Source organism: Citrobacter sp. KH_055_1 (genome assembly GCF_057838705.1).
In genome coordinates this window covers 3,422,057-3,447,112 of sequence record NZ_CM174473.1, presented here as the reverse complement: position 1 = coordinate 3,447,112, position 25,056 = coordinate 3,422,057, and the positions used below count along the sequence as shown (strand labels likewise).

The 25,056-nt window shown below is 52.4% G+C and carries 16 protein-coding genes; 9 read left to right on the top strand and 7 right to left on the bottom strand.

Translation table 11 applies throughout. The annotated features are described in order from the left end of the window. The first annotated feature begins 176 nt into the window (after positions 1-176). The 3 genes from AC3ITF_RS16335 to AC3ITF_RS16325 all read left to right on the top strand — a co-directional run bounded on the left by AC3ITF_RS16335 (position 177) and on the right by AC3ITF_RS16325 (position 2,339). Complete coding sequence (locus AC3ITF_RS16335; protein ID WP_115259155.1) at positions 177-872, top strand: flagellar brake protein; 696 nt, start codon at positions 177-179, stop codon at positions 870-872. A gap of 21 nt (positions 873-893) precedes the next feature. Beyond that, entirely contained in the window at positions 894-1,475 is a 582-nt protein-coding gene (locus AC3ITF_RS16330) for a helix-turn-helix transcriptional regulator (protein ID WP_170973020.1), read from the top strand. 96 nt (positions 1,476-1,571) lie between these two features. Beyond that, positions 1,572-2,339 carry a putative bifunctional diguanylate cyclase/phosphodiesterase gene (locus AC3ITF_RS16325; RefSeq protein ID WP_117342181.1) on the top strand — a complete coding sequence of 256 codons (768 nt, stop codon included), beginning with the start codon at positions 1,572-1,574 and terminating at the stop codon, positions 2,337-2,339. A gap of 145 nt (positions 2,340-2,484) precedes the next feature. On the opposite strand, the gene AC3ITF_RS16320 is transcribed toward AC3ITF_RS16325, so the two are convergent. The 3 genes from AC3ITF_RS16320 to AC3ITF_RS16310 form a co-directional block, all read right to left on the bottom strand. After that, complete coding sequence (locus AC3ITF_RS16320; protein ID WP_489175842.1) at positions 2,485-11,832, bottom strand: autotransporter outer membrane beta-barrel domain-containing protein; 9,348 nt, start codon at positions 11,830-11,832, stop codon at positions 2,485-2,487. Positions 11,833-12,028: 196 nt separating this feature from the next. Then, the gene (locus tag AC3ITF_RS16315) at positions 12,029-12,607 is read right to left on the bottom strand and encodes a helix-turn-helix transcriptional regulator (protein ID WP_146717197.1); all 579 of its coding nucleotides are present in this window, start codon (positions 12,605-12,607) and stop codon (positions 12,029-12,031) included. 614 nt (positions 12,608-13,221) lie between these two features. Further along, entirely contained in the window at positions 13,222-14,397 is a 1,176-nt protein-coding gene (locus AC3ITF_RS16310; protein ID WP_153879365.1) for a coiled-coil domain-containing protein, read from the bottom strand. Between the two features lie 300 nt (positions 14,398-14,697). Between AC3ITF_RS16310 and AC3ITF_RS16305 the strand changes: the two genes are divergently transcribed. The 6 genes from AC3ITF_RS16305 (at position 14,698) to AC3ITF_RS16280 (ending at position 21,996) form a co-directional block, all read left to right on the top strand. Further along, complete coding sequence (locus AC3ITF_RS16305) at positions 14,698-15,780, top strand: YncE family protein (RefSeq protein ID WP_115259151.1); 1,083 nt, start codon at positions 14,698-14,700, stop codon at positions 15,778-15,780. Positions 15,781-15,946: 166 nt separating this feature from the next. Beyond that, positions 15,947-17,341 (top strand): phenylalanine transporter, encoded by a 1,395-nt coding sequence (gene pheP, locus AC3ITF_RS16300; RefSeq protein ID WP_096757960.1) that lies wholly within the window; start codon positions 15,947-15,949, stop codon positions 17,339-17,341. 165 nt (positions 17,342-17,506) lie between these two features. Next, positions 17,507-18,748 carry an MFS transporter gene (locus tag AC3ITF_RS16295; protein WP_115259150.1) on the top strand — a complete coding sequence of 414 codons (1,242 nt, stop codon included), beginning with the start codon at positions 17,507-17,509 and terminating at the stop codon, positions 18,746-18,748. 15 nt (positions 18,749-18,763) lie between these two features. Continuing rightward, a complete protein-coding gene (locus tag AC3ITF_RS16290) occupies positions 18,764-19,792 on the top strand; it encodes a sugar phosphate isomerase/epimerase family protein (protein ID WP_117342187.1) in 1,029 nt (342 codons plus the stop codon). After that, the gene (locus AC3ITF_RS16285; protein ID WP_489175841.1) at positions 19,789-20,940 is read left to right on the top strand and encodes a Gfo/Idh/MocA family protein; all 1,152 of its coding nucleotides are present in this window, start codon (positions 19,789-19,791) and stop codon (positions 20,938-20,940) included. The genes AC3ITF_RS16290 and AC3ITF_RS16285 overlap by 4 nt, the downstream gene beginning before the upstream one ends. A 75-nt stretch (positions 20,941-21,015) precedes the next feature. Beyond that, on the top strand, positions 21,016-21,996 hold the full coding sequence (locus tag AC3ITF_RS16280) for a LacI family DNA-binding transcriptional regulator (RefSeq protein ID WP_137362454.1): 981 nt from the start codon (positions 21,016-21,018) through the stop codon (positions 21,994-21,996). 3 nt (positions 21,997-21,999) lie between these two features. Here the strand turns inward: AC3ITF_RS16280 and AC3ITF_RS16275 are convergent, their stop codons facing one another. From AC3ITF_RS16275 to AC3ITF_RS16260, 4 genes are all read right to left on the bottom strand, one after another. Then, the gene (locus AC3ITF_RS16275) at positions 22,000-23,244 is read right to left on the bottom strand and encodes a mechanosensitive ion channel family protein (RefSeq protein ID WP_115259146.1); all 1,245 of its coding nucleotides are present in this window, start codon (positions 23,242-23,244) and stop codon (positions 22,000-22,002) included. A 64-nt stretch (positions 23,245-23,308) separates the two neighbouring features. Further along, positions 23,309-23,962, bottom strand: coding sequence for an oxygen-insensitive NAD(P)H nitroreductase (gene nfsB / locus AC3ITF_RS16270; protein ID WP_115259145.1), 654 nt, complete (start codon positions 23,960-23,962; stop codon positions 23,309-23,311). Positions 23,963-24,081: 119 nt separating this feature from the next. Continuing rightward, positions 24,082-24,450 (bottom strand): MmcQ/YjbR family DNA-binding protein, encoded by a 369-nt coding sequence (locus AC3ITF_RS16265; protein ID WP_115259144.1) that lies wholly within the window; start codon positions 24,448-24,450, stop codon positions 24,082-24,084. Continuing rightward, positions 24,450-25,031: a TetR/AcrR family transcriptional regulator gene (locus AC3ITF_RS16260; protein ID WP_115259143.1), complete on the bottom strand. Its 582-nt coding sequence runs from the start codon at positions 25,029-25,031 to the stop codon at positions 24,450-24,452. The genes AC3ITF_RS16265 and AC3ITF_RS16260 overlap by 1 nt, the downstream gene beginning before the upstream one ends. Positions 25,032-25,056 lie beyond the last annotated feature (25 nt).

The following is a 25,056-nucleotide window of genomic DNA, read 5'->3' as shown; positions in this document are numbered from 1 at the left end:
CAAACGTTTTTACATATCAATAAAACATTAAAGATAGTTAAAAACTTAAATTTTTATCAACAGTTTGACATGGAATCCACTAAGGTAATTAAGCGCCAGGAGTGGATGCTGATTTCGTGTTTTTGTCTGCGAACAAGACCGGAACATTTCTTAAATATGGAAATAAGGGTTTGAGAATGAGCTTTGGATTAGCAAAGGACAACAAGTTTGAAATCATAGCGATCCTGCGCGAAGAGTTGCACAAGAAGACTAAACTGGAAGTCTTATGTGAAAACAACAGCGTTATCACACAGTTAGAAAAGATTGATTTCGAGCGCTTTGTGCTTTCTCCGCACAAAGACATCGTTCCTGAAAAGGTCCAATACTTCATCCTGCACAGTGATAGCGGGATTGTTAAATTTAGCGCCAGATACGAACAGGCGTCCGCAGGTGATGCGCAAGCAGGGTTGTCGTACCTTATCCCGGATATGATTTTCTTTGCGCAACAGCGACAAAATCAGCGTTTCTCCTTCCTCAAGGGCTATGATTTTTTCTGTTCTGGTCGTTACAAAAACGGCGAAAATTACTCACTGAAGATTAAAAATATTTCTCAGGGGGGCTGCGCATTAATCGTTAAGGATGTGAATGCACGATTCCTTTATAAAGATGCGGTTATTAAAGGTGCCACCCTGGATTTTGATGTGTTTGGCAGTTTACTGCTTGATCTCAAAGTGATTGATGTCGTCATGATCAATGAGTTTGATGATGATAATCAGTTGTACTCCTGCTACCAGATATCGTGCGAGTTTGACTATAAGAACCGTCGTGAAGAGGCGGAAGTCGAGAAAATAATCATCAAATTTTTAATGAGTAATAAGATTCGAAGTTTATAAGGAACGGTGAACAGGATGTTGATGTGCGGCACTGATAATTTTGTGGGCAGCGGTATGTTCGCCTATCTGACAAGTAAACATATCCCTATCAAAACATTCCCGTTTGAGGATATGTTGCAGCAATCATCATTGTGCCAACATCAAACAATGGTTTTTAATATCATTAACAATGAACAACCGTGTTCTGCAATTGTGCAGTTTTTGAATAAAAACCGATTTAAATTTTATAATAACGTTATTGTCATTGTCGCTGACAGTTTGGTGGCGAAATTATGTGTTGAGTTATTATATGTGGAAAAGACCATTGTCCTGACGGAAAAATCATCACTGCGTGATTTTGGACAACTGGCTACGCTGGCGGTTGGGAAATGGAATCCCCGACTGTATCGGTCGCAGAAAAGGCTCACGGAAAGAGAACAGCAGATCCTCAATCTGTTGGTAAGTGGTTATACTGCCAGAGAAATTTCTGAATTAGTCAGTTTGAATTATAAAACGATTCAAGCGCACAAGATGCGGGTCGTTACGAAACTGGGACTGGCCAATACCTCTGATTTAAATAAATTAATTATTAGGTTTACCCATAGCTTGTCTTTTTTACCCTGATCTGAATATTCTTTTCTGATGTGAAATACGTAAAAGTAGATACAATTTGGGAGTGATTTCGACTGGTTTTTGTTGTGGTGATGGGGGGGAAGGGGTGTGTTAGATTCCAGTGATGTGCTAACGGCGCTTGAAAAAGCATTCAATACCAGTCAGCTTTATATGGTTTATCAACCTATTTTTAACTTACAAACCCACACTATTAGTGGGTTTGAAGCGTTAATGCGTTGGAATAGCCCGCAGATGGGCATGATCTCCCCTGATGTTTTTATTACGGTGCTGGAAAATAGCGGCAATATATTTTCCATAGAGGAGATGGTAAGCAACCCTCCATGGGATATTGCCGCCTCCTGGCCAGACCCTCTTTCTCTCTCTGTTAATATTTCTGCCCTTGAATTCTGCGATCCACTGCTCCCACAACGTGTCAGACAAAATCTCGCCGCCAGTGGACTGCCTGCTCATCGATGCCAAATAGAGATCACGGAAACGTCGCCGCTGTGCGACAGCCAGATAGCCGCTAAAAACATGACAGAACTGAAGGCGATTGGGGTGAAGCTGGCGCTTGATGATTTTGGTACCGGGCACGCGAACCTTAATTATCTGCTGAAGTATCCGTTTGATACCTTAAAGATTGATAAAGAATTTGTTGCAGGCATCGAGCCCGATACCCGATCGGCAAAGATCGTTGAGGGTATTATTTCATTAGCTCACAATTTTGGCATTGAAGTGCTGGCTGAAGGGGTAGAAACCCATGCCCAGTTAGAACGTTTGACGCTGATTGGCTGCGATAAAATTCAGGGTTTTTTCATCTCTCCTCCGGTGATGGCCGAAGACATTCCCGCACTGTTAACCCAATTTAGCCGTTAATCACTCTCTCCCTGGGCTATAACGCCTTTTTCCTGATGGCGGCGCACGCGCGTTATCCGGACAACCGCCGGACAACCGATGTTGATTCCCTCGCGCATAAAAAAGCCCTCTGTAATAACAGAGGGCTGGCTACGTTTACGTTAGATTAAAACGATTTCTTAAAGCCAATAGATGCATTCACCGGGGCTTCAATCTGCGACTTACTGCTGCCGTTGCTGAATTGCGTACCCAATTCACCGTAGACCTGCACATTCCGGTCAATAGACCAGCTCAGACCGGCGGCGACTTCGGTGCTGGAGTACTGCTGTGACGATTCCAGCGTAGTGGTGGCAACCGCATTGCTAAACTGCGTCTTGTCTTTTGAACCCAGACCCTGCCAGACGTTCACCCGGCCGTAAGGCTGGAATTTGCCGTGGTTGGTATCATAGTCTGCGACCAGACGCACACCCAGACGCGCGGTAAACGAATCGGCGGTATCCATCTTGACCTTCGTTTGGGTGACGCCATCCAACGTACTGTTATCGAAGTTGCTGTACTGATAGATCAACTGCGCCTGAGGCTCCAGACTCCAGGCGCTGGCGCCTAAGCGGAATGACTTGCCCACTTCCGTTGAGGCCGTCAGCGTATTGCCTTTCACCGTGTGCGAGCCGTTATTTCCGGATGCCGACAGACGGGATTTATGGTTACCGTACTGCAGGACGTTGTCGACATACATTCCGTCATCCGAGAACCAAGTGGCATAACCGCCAACGTAAAACGCGTTGTCGTCGATATTACCGCCTTTGCCATCGCTGCCGGTTTTGGTGCCTTTAACACTACTGTCGATGTCGAGCACGCTGGCATACATCCCGGCTTTCCAGCTTTCATTGGCGTACATATCGACGCCGACCTGGATGCCCATGGTATGTGAATTGGTTTGTGTCCCTGTCGCATCATCCAGCTTGGTTTTGCCGGAGTAACCAATCATTCTGGCCCACGCGCGGTTATCTTCATCAATACCCGGTTTCACCTCGTCACCCATACGCTGGTGCATGTTACCCAGCAGGCTGATGTCACCCTGGCGAACGACGCTGGCGAGGCCGGAGTACAGCATGGTTTCCGGACGGTATTCGCTTCTCAGATACCAGTTTTCACCCTGACCTTGCGCGTTACCGGCGTGCAGTTGGTACTCAAATGCACCTGCAGCCATGCGTTCAGCGGCAAGATGGAAGGCGTCTCGCGAGGTCTGCGCGGTGGTGGTGGCGCCATTCAGCGCGGTGACCACTTCGATGCCGTCACCCACGGTAGGCGCGCCGAGGCCGGAGCCGTCAACATCAAGCAACGTTTTCCCGCTGGCTTTACCGCCGTCGATAATCAGGCGATCGGCAATACCCGCGCCGCGACCATTCTGCGTGGCTGCCATGTTGATAGTGCCTTTCTCGCCGGTGTAGTCTCCTTTGACGGTTAAGGTTGTACCAATTTGCTGACCGATAAGCGACACATCGCCGCCGTTACTCAGCCCGGCTACCGTCTGGTTGTAGCCTTGGGTGTTAAGCGTAGTGTCCGCAACCACATAGTGGTGCGACGCCGCGCTCAGGGTGTTGGTATCACCCGCTTGCAGCACGCCGTGGGTAATCAGCGTTGCGCCGCTGTAGCTGTTTTTACCCTGCAACTCGGTGGTGCCGTTGCCGGTCTGGTGCAGTTGACCTTTGCCGCTGATATCACCGGTTAATGCCAGGGTATCAGCGCGATTGACGCTGAGTACGCCATTATCAACGATATCACCCTGAATGCTGCCGATATCGCCGCCGGTGCCGAGTTGTAATACGCCCTGGTTGATGGTGGTACCGCCGGTGTAGGTGTTATCCAGCGTCAGGGTGAGTGAACCTTTGCCGGTTTTAATCAACTGACCATGACCTTCGACTTCGGTCAGCAGGGATACATCGTGCCCGTTGGTGTCGAACGTCCCGCCACCGGATTCCAGCGTTACCTGACGTGCGGTATCGAACGCGTCGCCATATTTCAGCGTACCACCATTAAAGGTGATGCCAGTATCTGCTGCGCCAAGGTTGGTATCACCGGCTACCTGAAGCGTACCTGAAGTGATAGTGGTGCCACCGCTGTAGGTATTGTCGCCCGTGAGGATCAGCGTACCAAGATCGCCTTTATTCAGACCGCCGGTGCCACGGATCACGCTGTCAATGGTGGCGGTGTAGTTAACGCCGTCTACCGTACCATCGCCAACGCGGATCAGCGTATTGGCGGTATCGGTGGTGATAGCCTCTCCGCCGACGCGATAGCCGTCGGTGGCGAACTGTGCACCGCTGATGATGACGTCGCCTTTGCTGTTATCGACCGTCACATTGCCTGCCTCGCCCTGGAAGACGGCAAACGCGGCATCGGTAAATGGCGCGTTCAGCGCGCCTTCTGGCGTGGATTCATCGGTGGTCCAGTTGTCATTCCCCTGGCTGGATTGCCAGATCCCGTCGCCACCGTTAATCACGCCGTTGTTTTTCAGGTTGCCGTTCTCACCGCCGGTGCCGTCCCAGAAGCGCAGCGTCAGCCCGGCATGGTTGACCAGGTTTACCTGATTTTTAACCGAGGTTTGTACATACAGGCTGTCCGCGGCTTCCGGTGCGTTAGCAATATCCATCACGTTATTGGTCAACGTGCCGGTATAGTTGATCACGCGATAAACCCCAACGTCAAAACTGCCGTTCGGTGAGGTCTCGATGTTGAGCTTGCCGTCAAGCGTCAGATCGCCGTTGACATCAATCAGATCGTTGAAAGCTCCGCCTGGGGTATAGGCCTGACCAAACTGATAATCCAGCTGTGCGTTATCGCTTAGCGTCAGCGAACCGGTGGTCAGTTTACCGACGCTGTTGATGGCCGCACCGGCGGTAATGTGACCGTTATCCTGCACATCCACCGCGCCGCCGATAATGCCGTTACCGCCGAGCGTAGCGCCGGTTTTCACCGTGACCTGGCCGGTTGCGGCAGACTGATTACCATTGACCAGCAGCACGCCCTGGTCAACATCCGTGATGCCGGTCCAGGTGTTGTCGCCGGTCAGGGTCAGCGTACCGTCGCCGATTTTCACCAGGCTGCCGTCGTTGCCGCTGATAACGCCGCTGATAGTGTCAGCCAGATTTAGATTACCCAGCGACAGTTGCTTGTTACCCAGCTCGACATTACCCGCACCGGACAGTGAACCGATGGAGGTGGCGCTGTTGACTGCGCTGACATCCACCAGGCCGTCCGCCAGGTTTTTGACCACCGTATTTTCCGCCATCGCGTTATCAGCCGCGGTCATCAGGCCGCTGTTGTTTACCGTGGCATTGCCGCCGCTGGCGTTGTCTTCCAGTGCCAGGGTGCTGTCTTTCGCTACGTTGACCGTCGCGTTAGCGGCGGTGGTTTTATCGCGTAATACTGCTTTCGCTTTACCTGTCAGATTCAGGTTGGCGCTGGCGGCAGTGACGGTATCGGCCAGCGTTAACAGACTGTCGGCGATGTTCATGGTCAGCGATGTCAGGCTGGTGTCTGCACCATTGATGTTCAGCGTTGCGCCGTTAGTGACGTTAACAGTGCTGCTTTCATTGCTGCCGAACGCCCCGGTTTTACTGACGTTAACCGTCACATTATGGCTATTTCCGGTCCCGGCAATTTCGGTTTCCCCTTGGTAGCTGTTGGCGCGGTCAAGCGTTAAGGTACTGCCCGCATCGCTTGAGCTACTGGTCACTTTCAGCTTGCCATCACCGGTAATATCGCCGGTTGGGGTGAAATGGTGCGAATTGAGATCAAATACCGCCGCGTTAGCATTGGCGCCCAGCTCGATGGTACGGTTGCTGGTCAAATCAGCGCCCAGTTGCAGCGTGGAGGCGTTATTGATGACCAAATCCGTGCCACTCTGGCCGAGGTTGCTGTCGGCGGAGATTTGCAAGGTGCCGCCGTCAATGCGCGTGCCGCCGCGATATTCGTTATCACCGCTGAGGATCAGACGGCCGAGGTCGGTTTTCACCAGCGTCAGCCGATCGCGGGCGCTGGCCTCGCGAAGGATAGATTCAATGGTCGCGGTATAGTTTTGTCCCGCGCCACCGGCCCCGACGCGCAGCAGCAGTTCACCGGTGCCCGGCGTTTGACCCGCATGTGTGGCCGTTTCGGTGGTGGCATAAGCGTTGAGCGCATCGCCTTTCACGACATAGCCGTCGGCGTCAAACTGTGCTCCGGAGAAATTGACGTCACCTTTGGCGTCATCCACGGTGACGGTACCGCCTTTGGTGGTAAACACGGCGAAGGATTTCTGCGCCCACGGCGCGTTGCCCTCGCCGGTGGCCGTTGTCCAGTTGTTGTCACCCTGATCGCCAATCGCCATCCATTTGCCATCGCCGCCGTCAATCTTGCTGTCGCCTTCAATGCCCGATTTACCGTGGCTTTGGTTGACGGTTGCGCCGTCCCAGAATTGCAGCGTGACGCCGTTGGCGTTGACCAGGTTGACCTGTTTGTCGATAGCGGTCTGGACAAAAATGTTGCTCTTATCCTGACTGTCTGGCACCGCGCCCAGCTCCAGCGTCCGGTTATCCAGCGTACCGCCGTAGTTATAAATACGGTAGACACCCGGTCCAAAATTACCGCCCTGAGACGTGGTGACGTCCAGCGTCCCGTCCAGTTGCAGATTGCCGCTGACAGTAATCAGGTCATTCAGCGCGCCACCCGGCGTATACGCCTGACCCAGCTCGAAGGCGGAGGTGGTTTTGCTGCCCAGTTGCAGGCCGCCGTTAATGGTTAACGTTCCCGCACCGCCGTCACCCGCGCTGAGGGTCGAGGCGTCGTTCATCAGCACATTGCCGCCGATAGTGCCGTTACCGCCAAGCGTGGACATGCCGCTGACGATGGTTGCGCCCGTAGCCGCACTCTGATTACCGTTTACCAGCAGCGTACCGTGGGTGACGGTGGTGTCACCGGTATAGGTGTTATCGCCCGCCAGGCGCGTAATGCCACCGCCGATTTGCTGCAGCGCGCCGATACCCGAAATCACGCCGCCGAGCAGCACATTATTGGCGCGATTAATCGCCAGTACGCCGTTGTCGAGGATGTTTGATACGGCGCTGACTTCGCCGGTATCGCCGCCGGAACCTAACTGCAGCGTCCCCGTTTGATCAATGGAGGTGGAACCGGTGTAGGTGTTGTTGGCGGTGAAGATCGTAGTCCCACCTGCCGCACGTTCAAATTTCCCGTCACCGCTGATGACGCCGTCGTAAATTTGCGCGGCTGACGTATCGCCCTGGGTATCAAAGATAACCCTGCTGCTGGTGCCCTGGGTTTTCACGTCATAATTGCCAATGGTCGCGGCGGTGCTGGTGGACTCGACGTGGTCGCCGGTACGCAGCGTTGCACCATTGTTTACGGCAATGGTTTTGCTCGCCAGACTCAGATTTTCAACGACGCGGACATCCGCGTTTGACCCGGTAATGGTCAGCGAGTCCCAGCCGGTGCCAATGTTGGTGCCGGTATTCAGGTTGTCGCTCGCCAGCGTGCCAATCTTCGCATCTTTTGTATCGCTGAAGGTGAGGGCGTTACCTTTACCTTCGGCTGTCACGATATGGCGCGTTTTATCCAGCGTCACATTGCCGATGCTGGCTTTATTGTTGCCGCCGGTGCCGGCGAAATTCACCTCGCCCGCAAAGGTGCCGCTTTGCCAGTTAAAGGTGTCCGTGCCTTCACCGGTGTTGATCACGCCGCTGGTCACACCGCCGCTGATATCAATGGCGTCATTGCCTTTACCAGACTGAATGGCTACGGCCGTGTCGTTGATGGCCTGCAGGGTGCCGGTGTTGGTGATTTTTTTATTGCTGTCACCGCTGGCATCAATCACCGGTGCGCTGGTGCTGGCAGAGATAATTTTGCCGCTATTGCTGACGGCGCGGACGTTCTTCGCGATGATCGCCGAGCCGCCTGCGCCGTCACGTACATTGATATCGGCATTGGTGGTGAGCGCGCCATCGGTATTCGCGCGAATACCGCTGCCTTCAGCCTTAAGGACCTCAATGGTATAGCCTTTGCCTATGCTCAGGTCGCCCGATGTTTCGCCGCCATTACGTTGTTCAAAGGCGAAGCCGGTACCTTTCCCGTGAACGTTGAGGATATTTCCCTCGCTGTCACGATCGGTCATGGTGAGCGCCACGCTGGTGCGGATCCCCGCGCCATCGTTGGAGTCAATGGTCACGTTGCGCAGCAGGATATTGTTGTTGTTGGCATCGTTTTGAATGCCTGCGCCAGTTCCATCGGCGCGGATCATCACGCTTTGCGCGGACAGCGCACCGGCTTTATCGGCGAGGCGAATACCGTCAGCGGAACCGTTGGTGGTAATACTGTCACCGGAAATGCCATTAATCAGTAAACTGGCACCTTCAGTCAGTAGAACACCGGCAGTACCATCATCGACCAGGATTTGGCCCAGTTTATTAATCTGCGCACTGGCTCCCGAAGCCCGAACACCGATACCGTTACTGACATGCAGGGCATTGTCGGAATTGTTGGTGAAACGCCCGCCTTGCTGTACATCAACACCGATGCTGTCGGTGCTGGCTAGATCGATAATGGCGTTGGCACCAAGGGTCAGATTGCCGAGATTTCTTGCCACATAGGCAATAACCTCGTTACCGCCAGTTTCAGAGGTGATCTTCGCGTTTGAGGTGAGGGTAGTTTCAGTCGGGTTACCTTGCTCGTCGTCGCCATTCAACTGATGCGCCTGACCGTCAACAATCCCGGCAATGGTTCTTTCACCGGTTAAATTGATGGTGGTTTTATCGCTGATGTTACCTGTTGCGCCGCCTTCAATCAGCAGGGCTGCGGAATCGGAGCCTTTCACGCTAAACGTGGCTTCGCCGGTGTCTACACTACTGCCTGCGCCGGTGGCGAGGACTCCGACGGAGTTTTTGCCGCTTAAGGTCAGGTCGAGATTGGAACTCGAATTATCTTTCGGGTTGGTCGTATTACCTGCAAGTTTTGCACCATTAGCGATACGAAAAATAGTGGTGTTAGCCTGACCGTTGTCATTCATCACCGCCTGACCAATGTTGGCGGTAGCCCCTTTGCCATACAGGTAATAACCAATCTGGTTGGTGCTGTTGAATAGTGGACTGCTCAGGGTGTCGACATTCGCGATGGCGTTATCACGCACGTGCACGCCGATGTTCCCGGCTTTGTTAAGTGTGATAGCGGAATCGACGTTGACCGTCGCCTGACCATTAACGCCACCCTCAGCCCAGATAGCGTAGTTACGGTTACCCACACCGCCGGTACCGTCTACCACAATAGAGCCTGAGTCGCTGGTGGTCACCAGGGCATTTTTTTTCGTCGCGCTGACGTGAATGCCGACGTTGTTGGTGCCATTGACGTTGATCTTGCCGTCATTGCGAATGATCTGACCATTTTCAGCGCCACTGTCACGAACAGTGATGCCGTAGTTCTTGATATTCCCTCCACGACCATCGCCATTGACCACAATATTGCCGGTATTCAGCACGTTGCCTGTCGCGTTGCCGATCAAGATCCCCGCAGCGTTGCGTATGCCGACGCCCAGCGTGATGAGCCCCTTATTGATGACCTCGCTGGCACTTTTGGTCATGATCCCGGCGCTTGGGCTGGAACCGCCTGGCAGGGTGGCATCCAGGGACAGATCATTGGCGTTGCGACCAAGATAAATAGAGGCATTCTGCGCGTTGGTAAAGGTCGCGTTGTCGGCGACTTCTACGCCAAAGGCAGTACCTTTACCATAGGATGCACCGTTTTTGCTCCCGTCGACGATATTGATAACGCCGTTATTCACGCCCTGCGCATCGTTGGACAGTTGCATGCCAATGGCCAGCGTCAGCGAGGTATCGGGACTATCCTTGCTCCAGGGGTCGGCGGCAGAGGCGGTACCGAAGTTATCGGTGGTGATGGCCTGGTTGATGGTGCCGTTGTTGGTAATGGTGCTGGCGCCTTGTCCCTGCATACCAAATGCGCCATAGCTGTTGACCTTTTGATTACCGTCTTTATCAATAAACAACCCGGAGTTGATCGTTCCGTGGTTGGTTGCCGTCGCGTCTTTCGCCAACATGCCGATGGCCAAACTTTGCCCGCCGGAGGAACGCAATGCGTTCAGTTCGCCGAGGTTAGTGATAACCCCACCGTCAATGGCTTTCATTACGCCATTAATGCTGCCGTCAACGGCGATCATCGCACCTTGGTTTAGGGTGCCGGTAGTCCCTGTGCCGTTGGCATAGATAGCGTGCAGCTCACCACGCCCGGCGGTAGTGTTATTCGTATGCGACAGGCCGTCGGTCCAGACGTTGTAATCCCAGGTGATAACATCAGATTCTTTACCGGAACTAAGCACGTTTTCAATCAACTTGGCATACTTCGCTTGCGCAGCGGATACCGTCGTTATTTGGCTATTTTCGGCATCCAGCCACAGCTGGATCTGGCTGACTTTTTGTCCATCCGGTTTTTGTGCGGCGTCATCACTTTCGCCTAACAGCCAGCTATTGAACTTAGCCAGCTCCGCGGCCGTTGTAATTGAGAACGTTTTGGTACCTGTTTCGATAACCTCACCGGCATCGTTATAACCGTAAGCCATTAGCGTTACATCAGTGCCAAATACGGAGGTGGTCCGTGAGCCGTGAAATGTTTCCGTTGGTACAACCGGGGCAGCGTTGAATTTTATGTAGTTATCGGACTGCCAGTTCACCTGGCTGTTGGCGCCCTGCGCTTGCAGCAGTGAGGAGTCCTTGGCCAGCAATTCGATGGTATTGGCCTTGTCACGTACGTTAAGCGTGTCGTTGCCAATATTCAGATTGGCGATGCCTCCGTTTGTCGCCAGAGCGATACCAAATTGCTTATAGATTTGCGTTTGCTGTGGATCATAAGTGTTCAACACCGCATCACCGATTTGTGATTCGGTGATAAAACCGGCTAATGCGCTGGTATCGAAGACTTTAATTGGCTCGGGTTCTCCCGGAAGCGCCGGATCAAAAACATCAAAATCTATGCTCTGCGAAGGTTTCGCCGATTGAGTATGAGTCAGGTATTCTGCCAGTTGCTCCACGGTGGAGATCGTTTTGACGTTCTGATCCGGCCCGGTGGCTTTTAGGGTGATTTTTCCGTTTTGCAGCAGCTCTCTGATGGTGGTTGACTCCACAACGCCGCTTTGACCTGGGGCAATCGTTGGGATTGCGCCGCTGATGTTGAGCGCCTGACCGGTAGAGTTATCTTCATATAAGAAGCCATAATTATGAATTCCTTCATTTACCTCAGCTGAAATACCTCTCTGATAGTCAGTATAAATATTGTGCTCACCTGTATCGATAATCGGTGCCGCAGATGCCAGCATTGAAGCACCGCTTAATGCACTGGCCGCCAATACCGCGACAGTTTTACGCGAACTGCTTTTTTTCTTGCCTTTGGTTAATTCAGAAACGACAACCCAGATACCGAGTACCGCGTTCCAAATAATGCTGTAAACTTTATTCATATATAACCCTTATCTGCATTTTATATTGCATGCGTTATTACGTTGAGTTGTTGGCTATGGTTGGCACGCGGGAGTGCTACCTGGCAGGTCGATTTTTAAAAATGGGGATGCCTTCCGGGTTTCGCGGAATAAAAGACGAACTGAAAGTGAGTCCCTTTTAAAAAATAATCGTTATGGTCGTCCTTAAATAAGTCAGTTACGGCTGGCTATAGTGCGAGATGGTGTACTTGAGCCGGGTATTGGTTTTGCCAAGCTTTCTGGCAATGTTGCTTTTGTACGCCCCAATGGTTTTTTCACTTTTTTGCGATGCGCCGGCGATTTGAGTCAGCGTCCAACCGCGGGCCAACATCATCATGACGTTAAATTCGTTTGCGGTTATTTTGTTATGTACTGCTTTGATAGTGCGTGATTTTTTTATTTGAGTGATAGAGGTGAATGCGTGCAAAAGTTGATCAAGAGAGTCGTCTTGATCGAGAAAATGCATGTTCATCCCGCAAACGGTTTGAAAAAGTGAAAAAGTGGCTTCATCGGCCAGAACGATAATCATCGTCGCAGGGCGTAAGGCCATGTTGCGGATAACTCTGGCATATTTTAAAAAATCAGAATTGCCAGGATTAATAATGATGCAATCCAATTTATGAGAATGTATGTTGACGGCAGAAAGCGTCTGAGAGGAGTGGTACGTGATATCCGTAAATAATGCTGAACCACGTAAAATTTCTCGCATGCCAAGCCATGGGTAAAGTGAGTCACCCAAAAATATAGCTTTAGACATAACGATCTCCTTGAAATTTTGATGCAAGCAATCGCCTCTTTTTTTTATTAAAAAGAGTTCCTCGCGATGCGTGAAATGTTAATTAAAACGAATATCCCGTTCTGTGTTTTGAACGTATCCTTATTAATTTCGGTTTCAACAGATACTTTCTGTATTTATTAAAATCTTTAACTATTCTTAATGTTGATATTACACTTTGTTAAAATTTAAGATAAATCGTTTAAATCACCTCTGGGCAGATGATTGATAGATTTCGCTTATGAATCGAGAAAATTGCGGACTGGATAACCCTAGAGACACAGGGGATTCTGATAGGTGTGGCTAAGAAGGTCGCCAAAAAAGAGCGTAATTCAGTTGGATAGGGCTCATTTTTAGCACAATGAGAACGCTGTAAGATAATTCTTAACTTAAACCAGGCTGGCGCGGAGGGTGTATAGGGGAGGGATGAAAATATTGCCATATTCAAATTTATTTACGTCTTCATTTTGTTTTATGGTGTTATGTTCTTTGATTTTATAAGTTTCAAGGATTTAATTCTAAAATTGTCTTTTTGTGCTTAATTTGAAAATCACACGAAAGAATAGCGATTAGCTTGTTTTTTGTACGTCGTCGGCTTATCCGGCCAGCAGTTCTTGCTCGACCTGGCGTACCTGATCTTCCAGCGTATTGCGGATCTCGGTTAACGCCCGTTGTTGGTCGGCAAAGTAGGCTTCCTTATCTGTCACAGAGGCGGCGAGACGCCAGGCGTTCTCAGCTTCCAGTTCGCTAATCTCGTTGAGCAAGCTGCTAATTTGCTCTCTGAGCTGCTGTATCTTGCGGCGTAAATGTTGCAGATCGTTGAGGCGGTCGCTTGCCATCATCGGTTCGAGACCGTTTTGCAACTGGGTAAGCAGCGTACGAACGGCGGCCAGATCGGCATTTTGTCGCGCCTGATTCAACTGTACCATCATCTGGTGCGCTTTATCTTTTAGGTCATCCGCAACCACGTCCGGGTGGCACAGGCGACTGGCCTGCCGCCACAGGCGTTTTAGTTCATTGCGCTCATCATGAGAAAGTGTCCGTTCGCGGTTATAACGATGCTGCGCGTCCTGCTGTTGCTCCTGATATTCATCATATTCGTGACGGGCTTCTTCCTGCGCCTGGCGGGTGGCGCTGTCATCCTGGCGGGAAAAGTCGTTTTCCAGTTCGCGAATTTCCGCCAGCAGGGCGGTGATAAGCTCCGTTTGCTGCTGAATGCGCTGCCGGGTTTCCACTGATTCGCGCGAGTCTGAACGCTGGCTCATCCACTGCTGTTTGAGTTGCGCCAGTTGATCGACCGCCTGAGAAATAAAGTGCTGACAGGACTGATAATCTTTTTCCCGGCGTTTGCGCTCAGCTTCCTGCTTACGTTGCGCACTGGCGGCCAGATGTTTACGCAACTCGAGAATACGACTCATCAGTGGCCCAAGGTGCTGATGATACAAGTCGTTGAAGTCATCAAGGATTTGAATGCGTGCATTGCGTTTATCAATTAAGTCGCGCAACTGAGTTTCAAGTGCTTTTAGCTCAAGTTTGCTGGCAGCGATGCCGGGATCTTGCCACGTTGATACCGCTCGCTGTGATTGCAGCCAGCCGGTGATTTCATGCAGGGCATCGCTGAAGCGTCGTGCTTCAAGCGCCTGAACGATCGTCTTCGGTACGTCCGTCAACGTGTCATTTTTCAAATGCACTAGTTGCTGGAAAATGATCTCATCATCTTCCAGTTCGATGGCACTTTTGATGATTTCAAGACGTTTAATGATCTTATTCATGACGGTCGCTGCCCGGCGTGGCTTAAAGCGCGTGACAGGAACCTGACCTGGGGAACGCGTTTAAAAATGTTGAAAAAACAGTAAGGTGCATTTTGTGGCCTGCGGTGCCTTTTCGTCCAGAATAATTCACGGTAATTATAAGAAAGCGGAGGTAGCGCGCGTCAGTCGCACTCTTCAAACCTCCGTTTCATCTTTTTTATTCACGAGCTAATTATTCTTGATTCAATAAAGATAATGCGTATAGTTCTCATTCTCTTTTGTTATTAACCATTTCCGTACACTCTGGTAAGGATCCCCGCAATGAAAAAAACAACATCCGCTCTGGCATTGCTGATTGCCGCAGCGCTAAGTGGCTGTGCCGCACATTCAACGCCAGCCAGTCGTACGGCGGTACAGGAAAAAGCGGTGACGCCAGCTGCTACTGATGTCCAGCAGCGTGCGTTGGCTGATGGTCTGTATGAAATGGCGCTGAGTCCGGCGGGCGATGCGCTGTATGTTGCCAGTGCGGAAGGATTTAAAGATGTCCAGGGCGGGGTGGTTTACAAACTGGATCCGAAAACGCTCAAGACGCTCGGTCTAAGCCATACCGATATGAAAAACTTTGGTATGGCGCTCTCGCCAGACGGTAAAACGGTGTACGTTACTAACTCACTGGACGGCGGCTTGAGCGCCCTGAATACCGCCGATGGTAAAGTGAAAAATCGTGTACTGTTCCCGGAACGTAATGCCGAAGGTTTCCCGTACGGTGCGCGCCAGGTGCTGCTGCATAATGGCCTGCTCTATATTGGCGCGGTGGCTGACCCGGCGGTAATTTGGGTGGTGGATGCCGAAACCCTGAAGCTGAAAACCCGTATCAAAAACACCGGTAAATGGATGACCGGTCTGCATTACTCTGACGTCACTCAGCGTATTTATGCCGCCAATGGCGGTGGCGAAATCCTGGTGATCAACCCGCGTAATCAGCGTATAGAGAAACGCTGGAAGCCGCTGGGTGAGAAACCTGCGCTGTTGCTGAATATGGCAGAAGACGCGCAAACGGGCCGTTTGTTTGTCACCGATAACTCGCAAGCGAAAACGACTCTGGTGCTGGATATCCACACCGGTAAATTGCTCAAGCAACTCGATGTTGGCGATTCGTTAGCGGTGAAATTCAATGCAAAGCGCAACGAAATCTATATTACCCAGCGTGATGCCGGGAAACTACTTAGCCTGAATGCAACCGACTACAGTGTGAAGAAAAGCTGGGATCTGCCGCCGAACCCGAATAGCCTGCTGCTCTCTGCGGATGGGCAAACGCTGTTTGTCACTGTGAAGCAGAAATTCAATAAAGACCACTCCACGGATGCACCCGATAACGTGGTGCGTATTGATCTGAATAAATAACAACAACGCGTTGGCTTCCGCTAACGCCCGTTGATTGGTGACTTTTTTCCTGCGCCTCGGTGCGTTGGGCAAGGATGCCCGGCGTATCCAAACGATTGCGCCTTGCGACAACCAGGTTGAAATGTTAAAAGAAGCCCCTTCAATATAAACGACACAGGGGTAGGGCGTGAAAAACGCGTCATCTGCATCCGACACCAGCGTGTCCGATGCCGCGTCAACGAGTGAGCCGACGCTTCAGCGGGGGTTGCAAAACCGCCATATTCAGTTAATTGCGCTGGGCGGCGCAATTGGTACGGGTCTGTTTCTGGGCATTGGCCCGGCGATTCAAATGGCAGGACCGGCGGTGCTGTTGGGCTATGGCGTAGCCGGGATCATCGCGTTTCTGATCATGCGCCAACTGGGCGAAATGGTGGTTGAAGAACCCGTTTCCGGATCGTTTGCCCACTTTGCCTATAAATACTGGGGACCGTTTGCCGGTTTTCTGTCTGGCTGGAACTACTGGGTGATGTTTGTGTTGGTCGGCATGGCTGAACTGACGGCGGCTGGGATCTACATGCAATACTGGCTTCCCGATGTGCCTACCTGGATTTGGGCCGCCGTATTCTTCGTGATCATCAATGCCATCAACCTGGTCAACGTGCGACTGTATGGCGAAACCGAGTTTTGGTTTGCATTGATCAAAGTGCTGGCGATTATTGGCATGATTGGCTTCGGCGTCTGGATGTTGTTTTCTGGTCACGGTGGCGAACAGGCAAGTATCGATAACCTCTGGCGCTATAACGGCTTTTTTGCCACCGGCTGGAACGGGCTGATCCTCTCGCTGGCGGTGATCATGTTCTCCTTTGGTGGACTGGAACTGATCGGTATTACTGCGGCAGAAGCGCAGGATCCGCAAAAAAGTATTCCGAAAGCGGTAAACCAGGTGGTGTATCGTATTCTGCTGTTTTACATCGGTTCACTGGTGGTGCTGCTGGCGCTATACCCGTGGGTTGAAGTGAAATCAAACAGCAGCCCGTTTGTGATGATTTTCCATAATCTTGACAGCAACGTGGTGGCTTCCGCGCTGAACTTCGTTATTTTGGTGGCTTCTCTGTCGGTGTATAACAGCGGCGTGTACTCCAACAGCCGCATGCTGTTTGGCCTCTCCGTGCAGGGCAATGCGCCGAAGTTCTTGACCCGCGTCAGCCGTCGCGGCGTACCGGTTAACTCTTTGGTGCTTTCCGGGGCGATCACCTCGCTGGTGGTGCTGATCAACTACGCGCTGCCGCAAAAGGCCTTCAGCCTGCTGATGGCGCTTGTCGTGGCGACGCTGCTGTTGAACTGGATCATGATTTGCCTGGCGCACCTGCGCTTTCGCGCGGCAATGCGTCGCAAAGGGCGTGACACTCAGTTTAAAGCGCTGCTGTACCCGGCCGGAAACTACCTGTGTATTGCGTTCCTCGGCATGATTCTGGTGCTGATGTGCACCATGGATGAGATGCGTCTGTCGGCGATGCTGCTACCGGCATGGATCCTGTTCTTGTTTGTGGCCTTCAAACTGCTGCGCCGTAAAGCCCGCTAATCCCTTACCGATCTCATCCTTTGCGATGAGATCGGTCACTCCCTGAACTTTATCGTGATTGATCTCCCAGTTCTGTTCTTACTGACAGGATCTTTGTTTTGTAATCGATTACTTTTCATTTGAACCTATTTGTAATCGATTACTTTTTTAAGGGTGGGGCAAAAAATGGTGTCGACAACCGAGAGTAGTGGAAAACAGAGCGTACAGTACCGGCTGCTGGTGCCGCGGCTGTCGCTGATGATGTTCTTACAGTTCTTTATCTGGGGAAGTTGGTCCGTCACGCTGGGACTGGTGATGAGCCAGCACAACATGTCGCTGCTGATTGGCGATGCGTTTTCCGCCGGACCGATAGCCTCAATCTTGTCGCCGTTTGTCTTAGGTATGCTGGTGGATCGCTTTTTTGCCTCGCAAAAAGTGATGGCGGTGATGCATCTCGCCGGGGCGGCGATCCTGTGGTTTGTGCCGCAGGCGCTGGTAGCGCAAAACGGTGCGCTGCTGATTGGCCTGCTGTTTGGCTACACGCTGTGCTACATGCCGACGCTGGCGCTGACCAATAATATTGCGTTTCACAGCCTGTCGGATAAAGACAAAACCTTCCCGGTAGTACGGGTGTTTGGCACCATAGGCTGGATTGTTGCGGGGATCTTTATCGGCGTGACAGGCATTTCGGATACCACCGGCATCTTTACGCTGGCGGCGGTTATCTCTGTGATTCTGGCGCTCTACAGCCTGACGCTGCCAAACACGCCTGCGCCCGCAAAAGGGTTGCCGGTAAAAGTCCGCGATCTGTTTTGCGCCGATGCTTTCGCCTTACTCAAAACCCGTCACTTCTTCGTCTTCTCACTCTGCGCTACGTTAATCTCGGTACCACTGGGGACCTACTACGCGTACACCGCATCGTTTCTGGCGGATGCGGGCGTTGGGGATGTCAGTACCGCGATGTCGTTCGGTCAGATGTCCGAAATCTTCTTCATGCTGGTGATCCCATTCCTGTTCAGACGGCTGGGCGTGAAATACATGTTACTGATCGGCATGTGTGCCTGGTTTGTGCGTTACGCCTTCTTTGCGCTGGGCATCAGCGAAGAAGGGCGCATCCTGCTGTATCTCGGTATTTTGCTGCACGGGGTGTGTTACGACTTCTTCTTTGTGGTCGGCTTTATCTACACCGACCGTATTGCCGGGGAAAAGGTGAAAGGCCAGGCGCAAAGCATGATCGTAATGTTTACCTACGGGATCGGCATGCTGTTGGGCTCGCAAATTTCCGGTGCGCTGTATAACCGTCTGGTGGCGGGGCAGGCAGTACCTGAGTCATGGATCCCGTTCTGGTGGATCCCGGCGGTTGCCGCGGCGGTGATTGCCGTGATTTTCCTTTTCTCTTTCAAGTATGACGAGAAAGAGCAGGCGTAATATTCAGGAGGGGTTATGAGAACCATTAAGGGACCGGGGATTTTTCTGGCGCAGTTTATCGGCGGGCAATCCCCGTTCAATACCCTGGACGGGCTGGCGCAGTGGGCCGCGGGTCTGGGCTACAAAGCCATACAGATGCCGTGTAATCATGCGTCGCTGTTCGATGTTGAACAGGCCGCTGTTAGCCAGACTTACTGCGATGATATTCGTGGAATGCTGGCGCAGCACGGACTGACGATCAGCGAATTATCCACCCATCTCGAAGGCCAACTGGTTGCCGTTCATCCCACCTACGATGACGCTTTTGATGGTTTTGCGCCGCAGGCGGTACGCGGTAATCCTCAGGCCCGACAGGCGTGGGCGACGCGGACGTTACACCAGGCTGCGGCAGCCTCGCAAAAACTGGGGTTGACGGCACACGCCACGTTTTCCGGATCGCTGGCGTGGCCCTATTTTTACCCCTGGCCGCCGCATAATGCGCAGCGTTTTGCCGAGGCATTTCAGGAACTGGCTGACCGTTGGCGGCCGATTCTCGACGGTTTTGATGAGCAGGGGGTTGATGTCTGTTTTGAAATTCATCCCGGCGAAGATCTGCATGATGGCATCACGTTCGAGCGTTTTCTTGCGCTGGTGGATAATCATCCGCGCTGCAATATGCTCTACGATCCCAGCCATCTGCTGTTGCAGCAGATGGACTATCTCGGATTTATCGACGCCTATCACTCGCGCATAAAAGCGTTTCATGTCAAGGATGCGGAGTATCGAGCCAGCAGCCGCAGCGGCGTCTACGGCGGTTACCAGCCGTGGATCGACCGCGCTGGACGCTTCCGCTCATTAGGCGACGGGCAGGTTGATTTCAAAACGATTTTCAGCAAGCTCACACAATATGATTATCCCGGCTGGGCGGTACTGGAGTGGGAATGCTGCCTGAAAGACGCAGAAACCGGCGCCCGCGAAGGCCGTGAGTTTATTCAGCGGCATATTATTCCGGTTTCATCCCACGCATTTGATGATTTCGCCGCAGGCGATGAGGTACGCAAATGATCCAGGTTGGCATTATTGGCAGCGGGTTTATTGGGCCTGCGCATATTGAGGCGCTGCGTCGACTGGGGAATGTGCAGGTGGTGGCACTCTGCGACAGTTCGCTGGCGGTGGCTCAGGCGCGGGCCAGCGTTCTACAGGTGCCTCATGCATATGGCAGTGTGGAAGCGCTGTTGGCGCACCCGGGGCTACAGGTGGTCCACAACTGTACGCCGAATCATCTGCATGCCGACATCAACCGGCAGATACTGCGTGCCGGGCTGCACGTATTTTCTGAAAAACCGCTGTGCATGGCCCCCGAAGAGGCCCATGAACTGGTGACGCTGGCGGAGCAGGCGGGGGTCGTGCACGGCGTGAGTTTTGTCTATCGCCAGTTTGCGATGGTGCAGCAGGCGGCCAGCATGGTACGCAATGGCAGCGTTGGACGTCTGTTTGCCGTGCAGGGCAGCTATTTACAGGACTGGATGCTGCTGGAGACCGACTACAACTGGCGGGTTGATGCGGCGTTGGGCGGCGGCTCGCGGGCGGTGGCCGATATTGGCTCGCACTGGTGCGACACGGTGCAGTTTGTCACCGGTAAACGCATTGTTGAGGTGATGGCCGATCTCGCGATCGTCTGGCCCACGCGGAAAGCGGACGTGGCCGGTGGTGCGACGTTTAATTCGCAGACGGTTGGTCGGCAGTTGGAGGATAAACCGGTGACCACCGAAGACCGCGGGTCGGTGCTGGTGCGGTTTGACGACGGCAGCAAAGGCTGCTTTAGCGTCTCGCAGGTTAGCGCCGGGCGCAAAAACCATCTGAGCTTTGAGATTAGCGGCAGCCAGTGTGCGTTGAGTTGGGATCAGGAAACGCCGCAGCAACTGTGGGTGGGCCACCGCCAACAGGCGAACCAGATCCTGACGGACGATCCGGGGCTAATGAATGCCGATGTCGCCGCCAGCGCGCATTTCCCCGGTGGGCATATTGAGGGCTGGCCGGATGCGTTTAAAAATATGATGCTGCAGTTCTATCAGGCCGTACAGACAGGCCAAATGCCCGCGCCACAGGCCCGACGTTTTGCCTCGTTCAAGGATGGCGCAGACGTGATGTACATCATTGATGCGATTATAAAAAGCCATCAACAGCAGCGCTGGGTGTCGGTACAGCGTTAAACCGGTCCGGTTCGCCGGGCGGTGATTTTATGGTAGCCTCAGCACAAAGCGTAAAACGCAGGATGTGTCGTCGTTATGTCTATTCAAAAAATCGCCCAGCTTGCCGGTGTGTCGGTAGCGACGGTATCACGTGTGCTGAATAACAGTGAGTCCGTCAAGGCCAAAAACCGCGAACGTGTGCTGCAGGCTATTAAGGAAAGTAATTACCAGCCCAACCTGCTGGCTCGTCAATTGCGCACGGCGCGAAGCTCGATGATCCTCGTAATGGTCTCCAACATTGCCAACCCGTTTTGTGCCGAGGTGGTGAAAGGTATTGAGGAGGAGGCGGAGAAAAATGGCTATCGCATTCTGCTGTGTAATTCCGGTTCCGATACAGCGCGTTCGAAGTCAGCGCTGAAGCTGCTGTCAGGTAAAATTGTTGATGGCATCATCACCATGGATGCCTTCTCAAAATTACCGGAACTGACCACCCTGATTGGCGATGCTCCGTGGGTGCAGTGTGCGGAATATGCCGATAAAGGTGCGGTTTCCTGTGTGGGCATTAACGATGTAGACGCCGCGCAGTCGGTGATATCGCATCTGGTAGACAAGGGCTATCGGCGTATTGCGCTGATCAACCATGACCTGAGCTACAAATACGCCCGTTTGCGTGAACGCGGCTACAAGGCGGCGCTGCATGCGTTATCGCTGGAGTATCAGGCAGTGGAGTACGCCCGTGAGTTAAGTTCCAGCGCCGGGATCGCGGCGATGGAAAACCTGCTGGCGGCCGAGGCGAAACCCGACGCGGTGTTTGCGGTATCGGACACGCTGGCAGCCGGTGCGATGCGTGCTATTAGCAACGCCGGGTTACAGATCCCGCAGGATATCGCCGTGGTGGGCTTTGACGGTACGGAATTGGCTGAAATGGTCTCCCCACAGCTTTCAACTATTGAGCAACCTTCGCGTGATATTGGCCGCAAGGCGGTGGGGTTATTACTGAATAAAATCGATAACCCCGATGCCCCAACAGAAAGGGTGATGATGGACTGGCGCTATATTGCGCGCGCCAGTAGCTAAAGATTAACGCTGAAACGCCCCTGACAGGGCGCGAATATCATTCCCGGTCGGCGACTGATGAATACGTAATCCGAACTCTTCGACCACAGCAAAAATATGGTCGAAGATGTCAGCCTGAATACTTTCATATTCCAGCCACACCACTGTATTAGTAAAAGCATAAATCTCAATCGGCAACCCGTGGTCGTCCGGAGCTAACTGGCGCACCATTAACGTCATATCTTTGCGAATGCGCGGATGGTGACGTAAATATTCGTTCAGGTAGGCGCGAAACGTCCCGATATTGGTCATCCGGCGATGATTCAAGACGGATTCAGGCGCATCTAATTGCTGGTTCCACTCGTTAATTTCCTGAAGGCGCGTGGTCAAATACGGTTTCAGCAGATGCGCTTTATGCAATCGCTGGCGCTCATCTTCATCGAGAAAACGAATGCTGGTGGCATCGATGCTGATACTGCGCTTAATTCGCCGACCGCCGGACGCTGACATGCCGCTCCAGTTTTTAAACGAGTCAGAGACCAGCGACCAGGTGGGAATGGTGGTGATGGTATTATCCCAGTTGCGTACTTTGACGGTGGTTAAACCAATATCGATCACCGCACCATCTGCGCCGTATTTCGGCATTTCCAGCCAGTCGCCCAGTTTGAGCATATCGTTGGCCGAAAGCTGTATTCCGGCTACCAGACCGAGGATCGGGTCTTTAAACACCAGCATTAAGACTGCCGCCATGGCACCCAGACCGCTTATCAGGATGGCGGGTGATTGACCAATCAGCAGTGAAATCATCAGAATGCCGACGAGAATCGCGCCGATTAACTTGATCCCCTGAAAGATGCCTTTCAGCGGCAACTGCGAGGCGGCGGGGAGTTTTTGCGACAGATTAAGAATAACGTCGAGCAGAGAAAAGACCGACAGCAGGGCGTACATCATGATCCACAACTGGGCGCAGGTGACTAATATCTCTGCGGCTTCGCTGCCTTTTTGTAGCCAGAGCGCGGCCTGTATATTGACGATGATACCTTGCAGCGTAAACGCCAGGCGGTGAAATAGCTTGTTCTGCGTGATGATTTGCAGCCACAGGCGGGAGCTGGCGTTGGCGCGTTTTTCAAATGCGCGTAGTACCACCCAGTGCAAAATAACGTGAACAATAATGGCGGTGATAAAAATAATGCCAAAAATCATCACCAGCGAAGTGGTGTGATTCATTTCAATGCCGAGGTCTTCTACCTGAGATATCAATTCCTGCATAACGTCTCCTTAATAAACAGCGGTCTATGATGACCGCTGTGTGGAGGTTATGCAAATGTGAGGATCAGACTTCCGTCAGGGTAGTTTCCTGCGGCAGACGTGATTTTGGCAGCGCGGCGTTGAAGTCTTCTACGCTGTGGTGGCCCACCGGGACGATAACCACGCTGGTGAATCCTTTATCTTGCAGACCAAATTCTGCATCGAGAACCGCGGCATCAAAGCCTTCGATGGGTACCGCATCGAGATCCATTGCCGCCACGCCTAACAGGAAGTTACCGACGTTCAGGTACACCTGTTTTGCCATCCAGTGCGCATCATCTTTGAGCTCTTTGCGGTGCAGATCGGCAAAGAAGGTTCGGCCTTTGTGGTTGGCGGCTTTGGCTTCCGGCGTGGCGAAACGACCATCGACTTCTTCTTGATCCACTACACGTTCCAGCCAAGCATCGTCCATCGCTGTTTTGGCGCAGAACACTACGACGTGGGACGCGTCGAGGATTTTACGTTCGTTGAACACAAAACCGCCGGCGGCGGCTTTGGCTACGCGCGCTTTGCCTTCGTCAGTGCTGGCCACGATAAAATGCCACGGCTGCGAGTTGGTGCTGGACGGACTGAACTGCAGCAGCGTTTTTAATTTTTCTGCCTGCTCAGCGGTCAGTTTTTTGGTCGGATCGAATGCCTTGGTGGAGTAGCGTTTTAAGGCGACAGAAACAATATCCATAAAAACTCCTGGTCGTTTTTCTTACCCTGCGGGTGCGTTTTGTTTCAGCAGGGTACAGGGAAAGCGGCAAAAAGATAAGACAGAAAAAGGCATAAACACTTATCGGGGTTAGCGATAAATCAGACGGGACGCAGGCGTTTTTGATCCCGCTTAGGCAGGCCGTCCACCACCCGATGCCACGAGTCATTCACCAGGTCTGCCAGTAAGGACTCGGTAATATCGTCACCGGGATAAACTGAAATCCAGTGCTTTTTATTCATGTGATAACCGGGTTCAATACTGGGGTAGATCTGCTGATTGAGTAGCGACTTTTGCGGGTCTGACTTCAGGTTGACCAGCGGGCGTCCGTGATGCTCTGAGACCAGCATAAAAATCTTGCCGCCGACCTTAAAGACATCGTATTCCGGGCCAAACGGCCAGCAGTGTTCGGTAAACGGCAGTTCAAGCGCAAGGCGTTTTGCGCACGCATGTAATGTCTGGCCGTCCATTATTTTTCCTCGCGGGTGAGGGCGCGCCACATGGTTTCAAATCCCATGGCAATGTATTCATCGGCGCGGGCAGGGGTGCGGGTAGCAAATTCCATTGTGGTTTCAGCCAGTGACAGAAAAAACGCGTCGCCAAAGGCGCGATACTCGTCGGACATAAACTCCGGGCGCACCGAGCGATGACAAAAATCACGCAGTTCGGGGAACATATCCTCAGCCCGTTGCTCGGTTTCTTTGGTGATTTTCTCGCTGACGGCAAGCTGACGGATGGCACGATGCCCGGCGGTGTGATGCAGGCCCCAGCTAATGTAGCTATTCCAGATGAAGTGAATCATGGTTTTGGCATCGGTCACTGAACGGTCCAGGTTAGCCATCATTGACTGGCACATATCGTGCTTTAAATGGAGGTAAAGTTCGTTGATGAGGTCATCTTTTGTCGCGAAATAGCGAAACAAAGTTCCCTCAGCAACGCCTGCATTGCGGGCAATGACGGCGGTAGAGGCCGCAATGCCGGACTGCGCAAATGCTATGGTTGCTGCTTCCAGTAATGCCAATTTTTTATCTTCACTCTTCGGACGAGCCACTACACTTTACCCTTAAGCCTGTTAA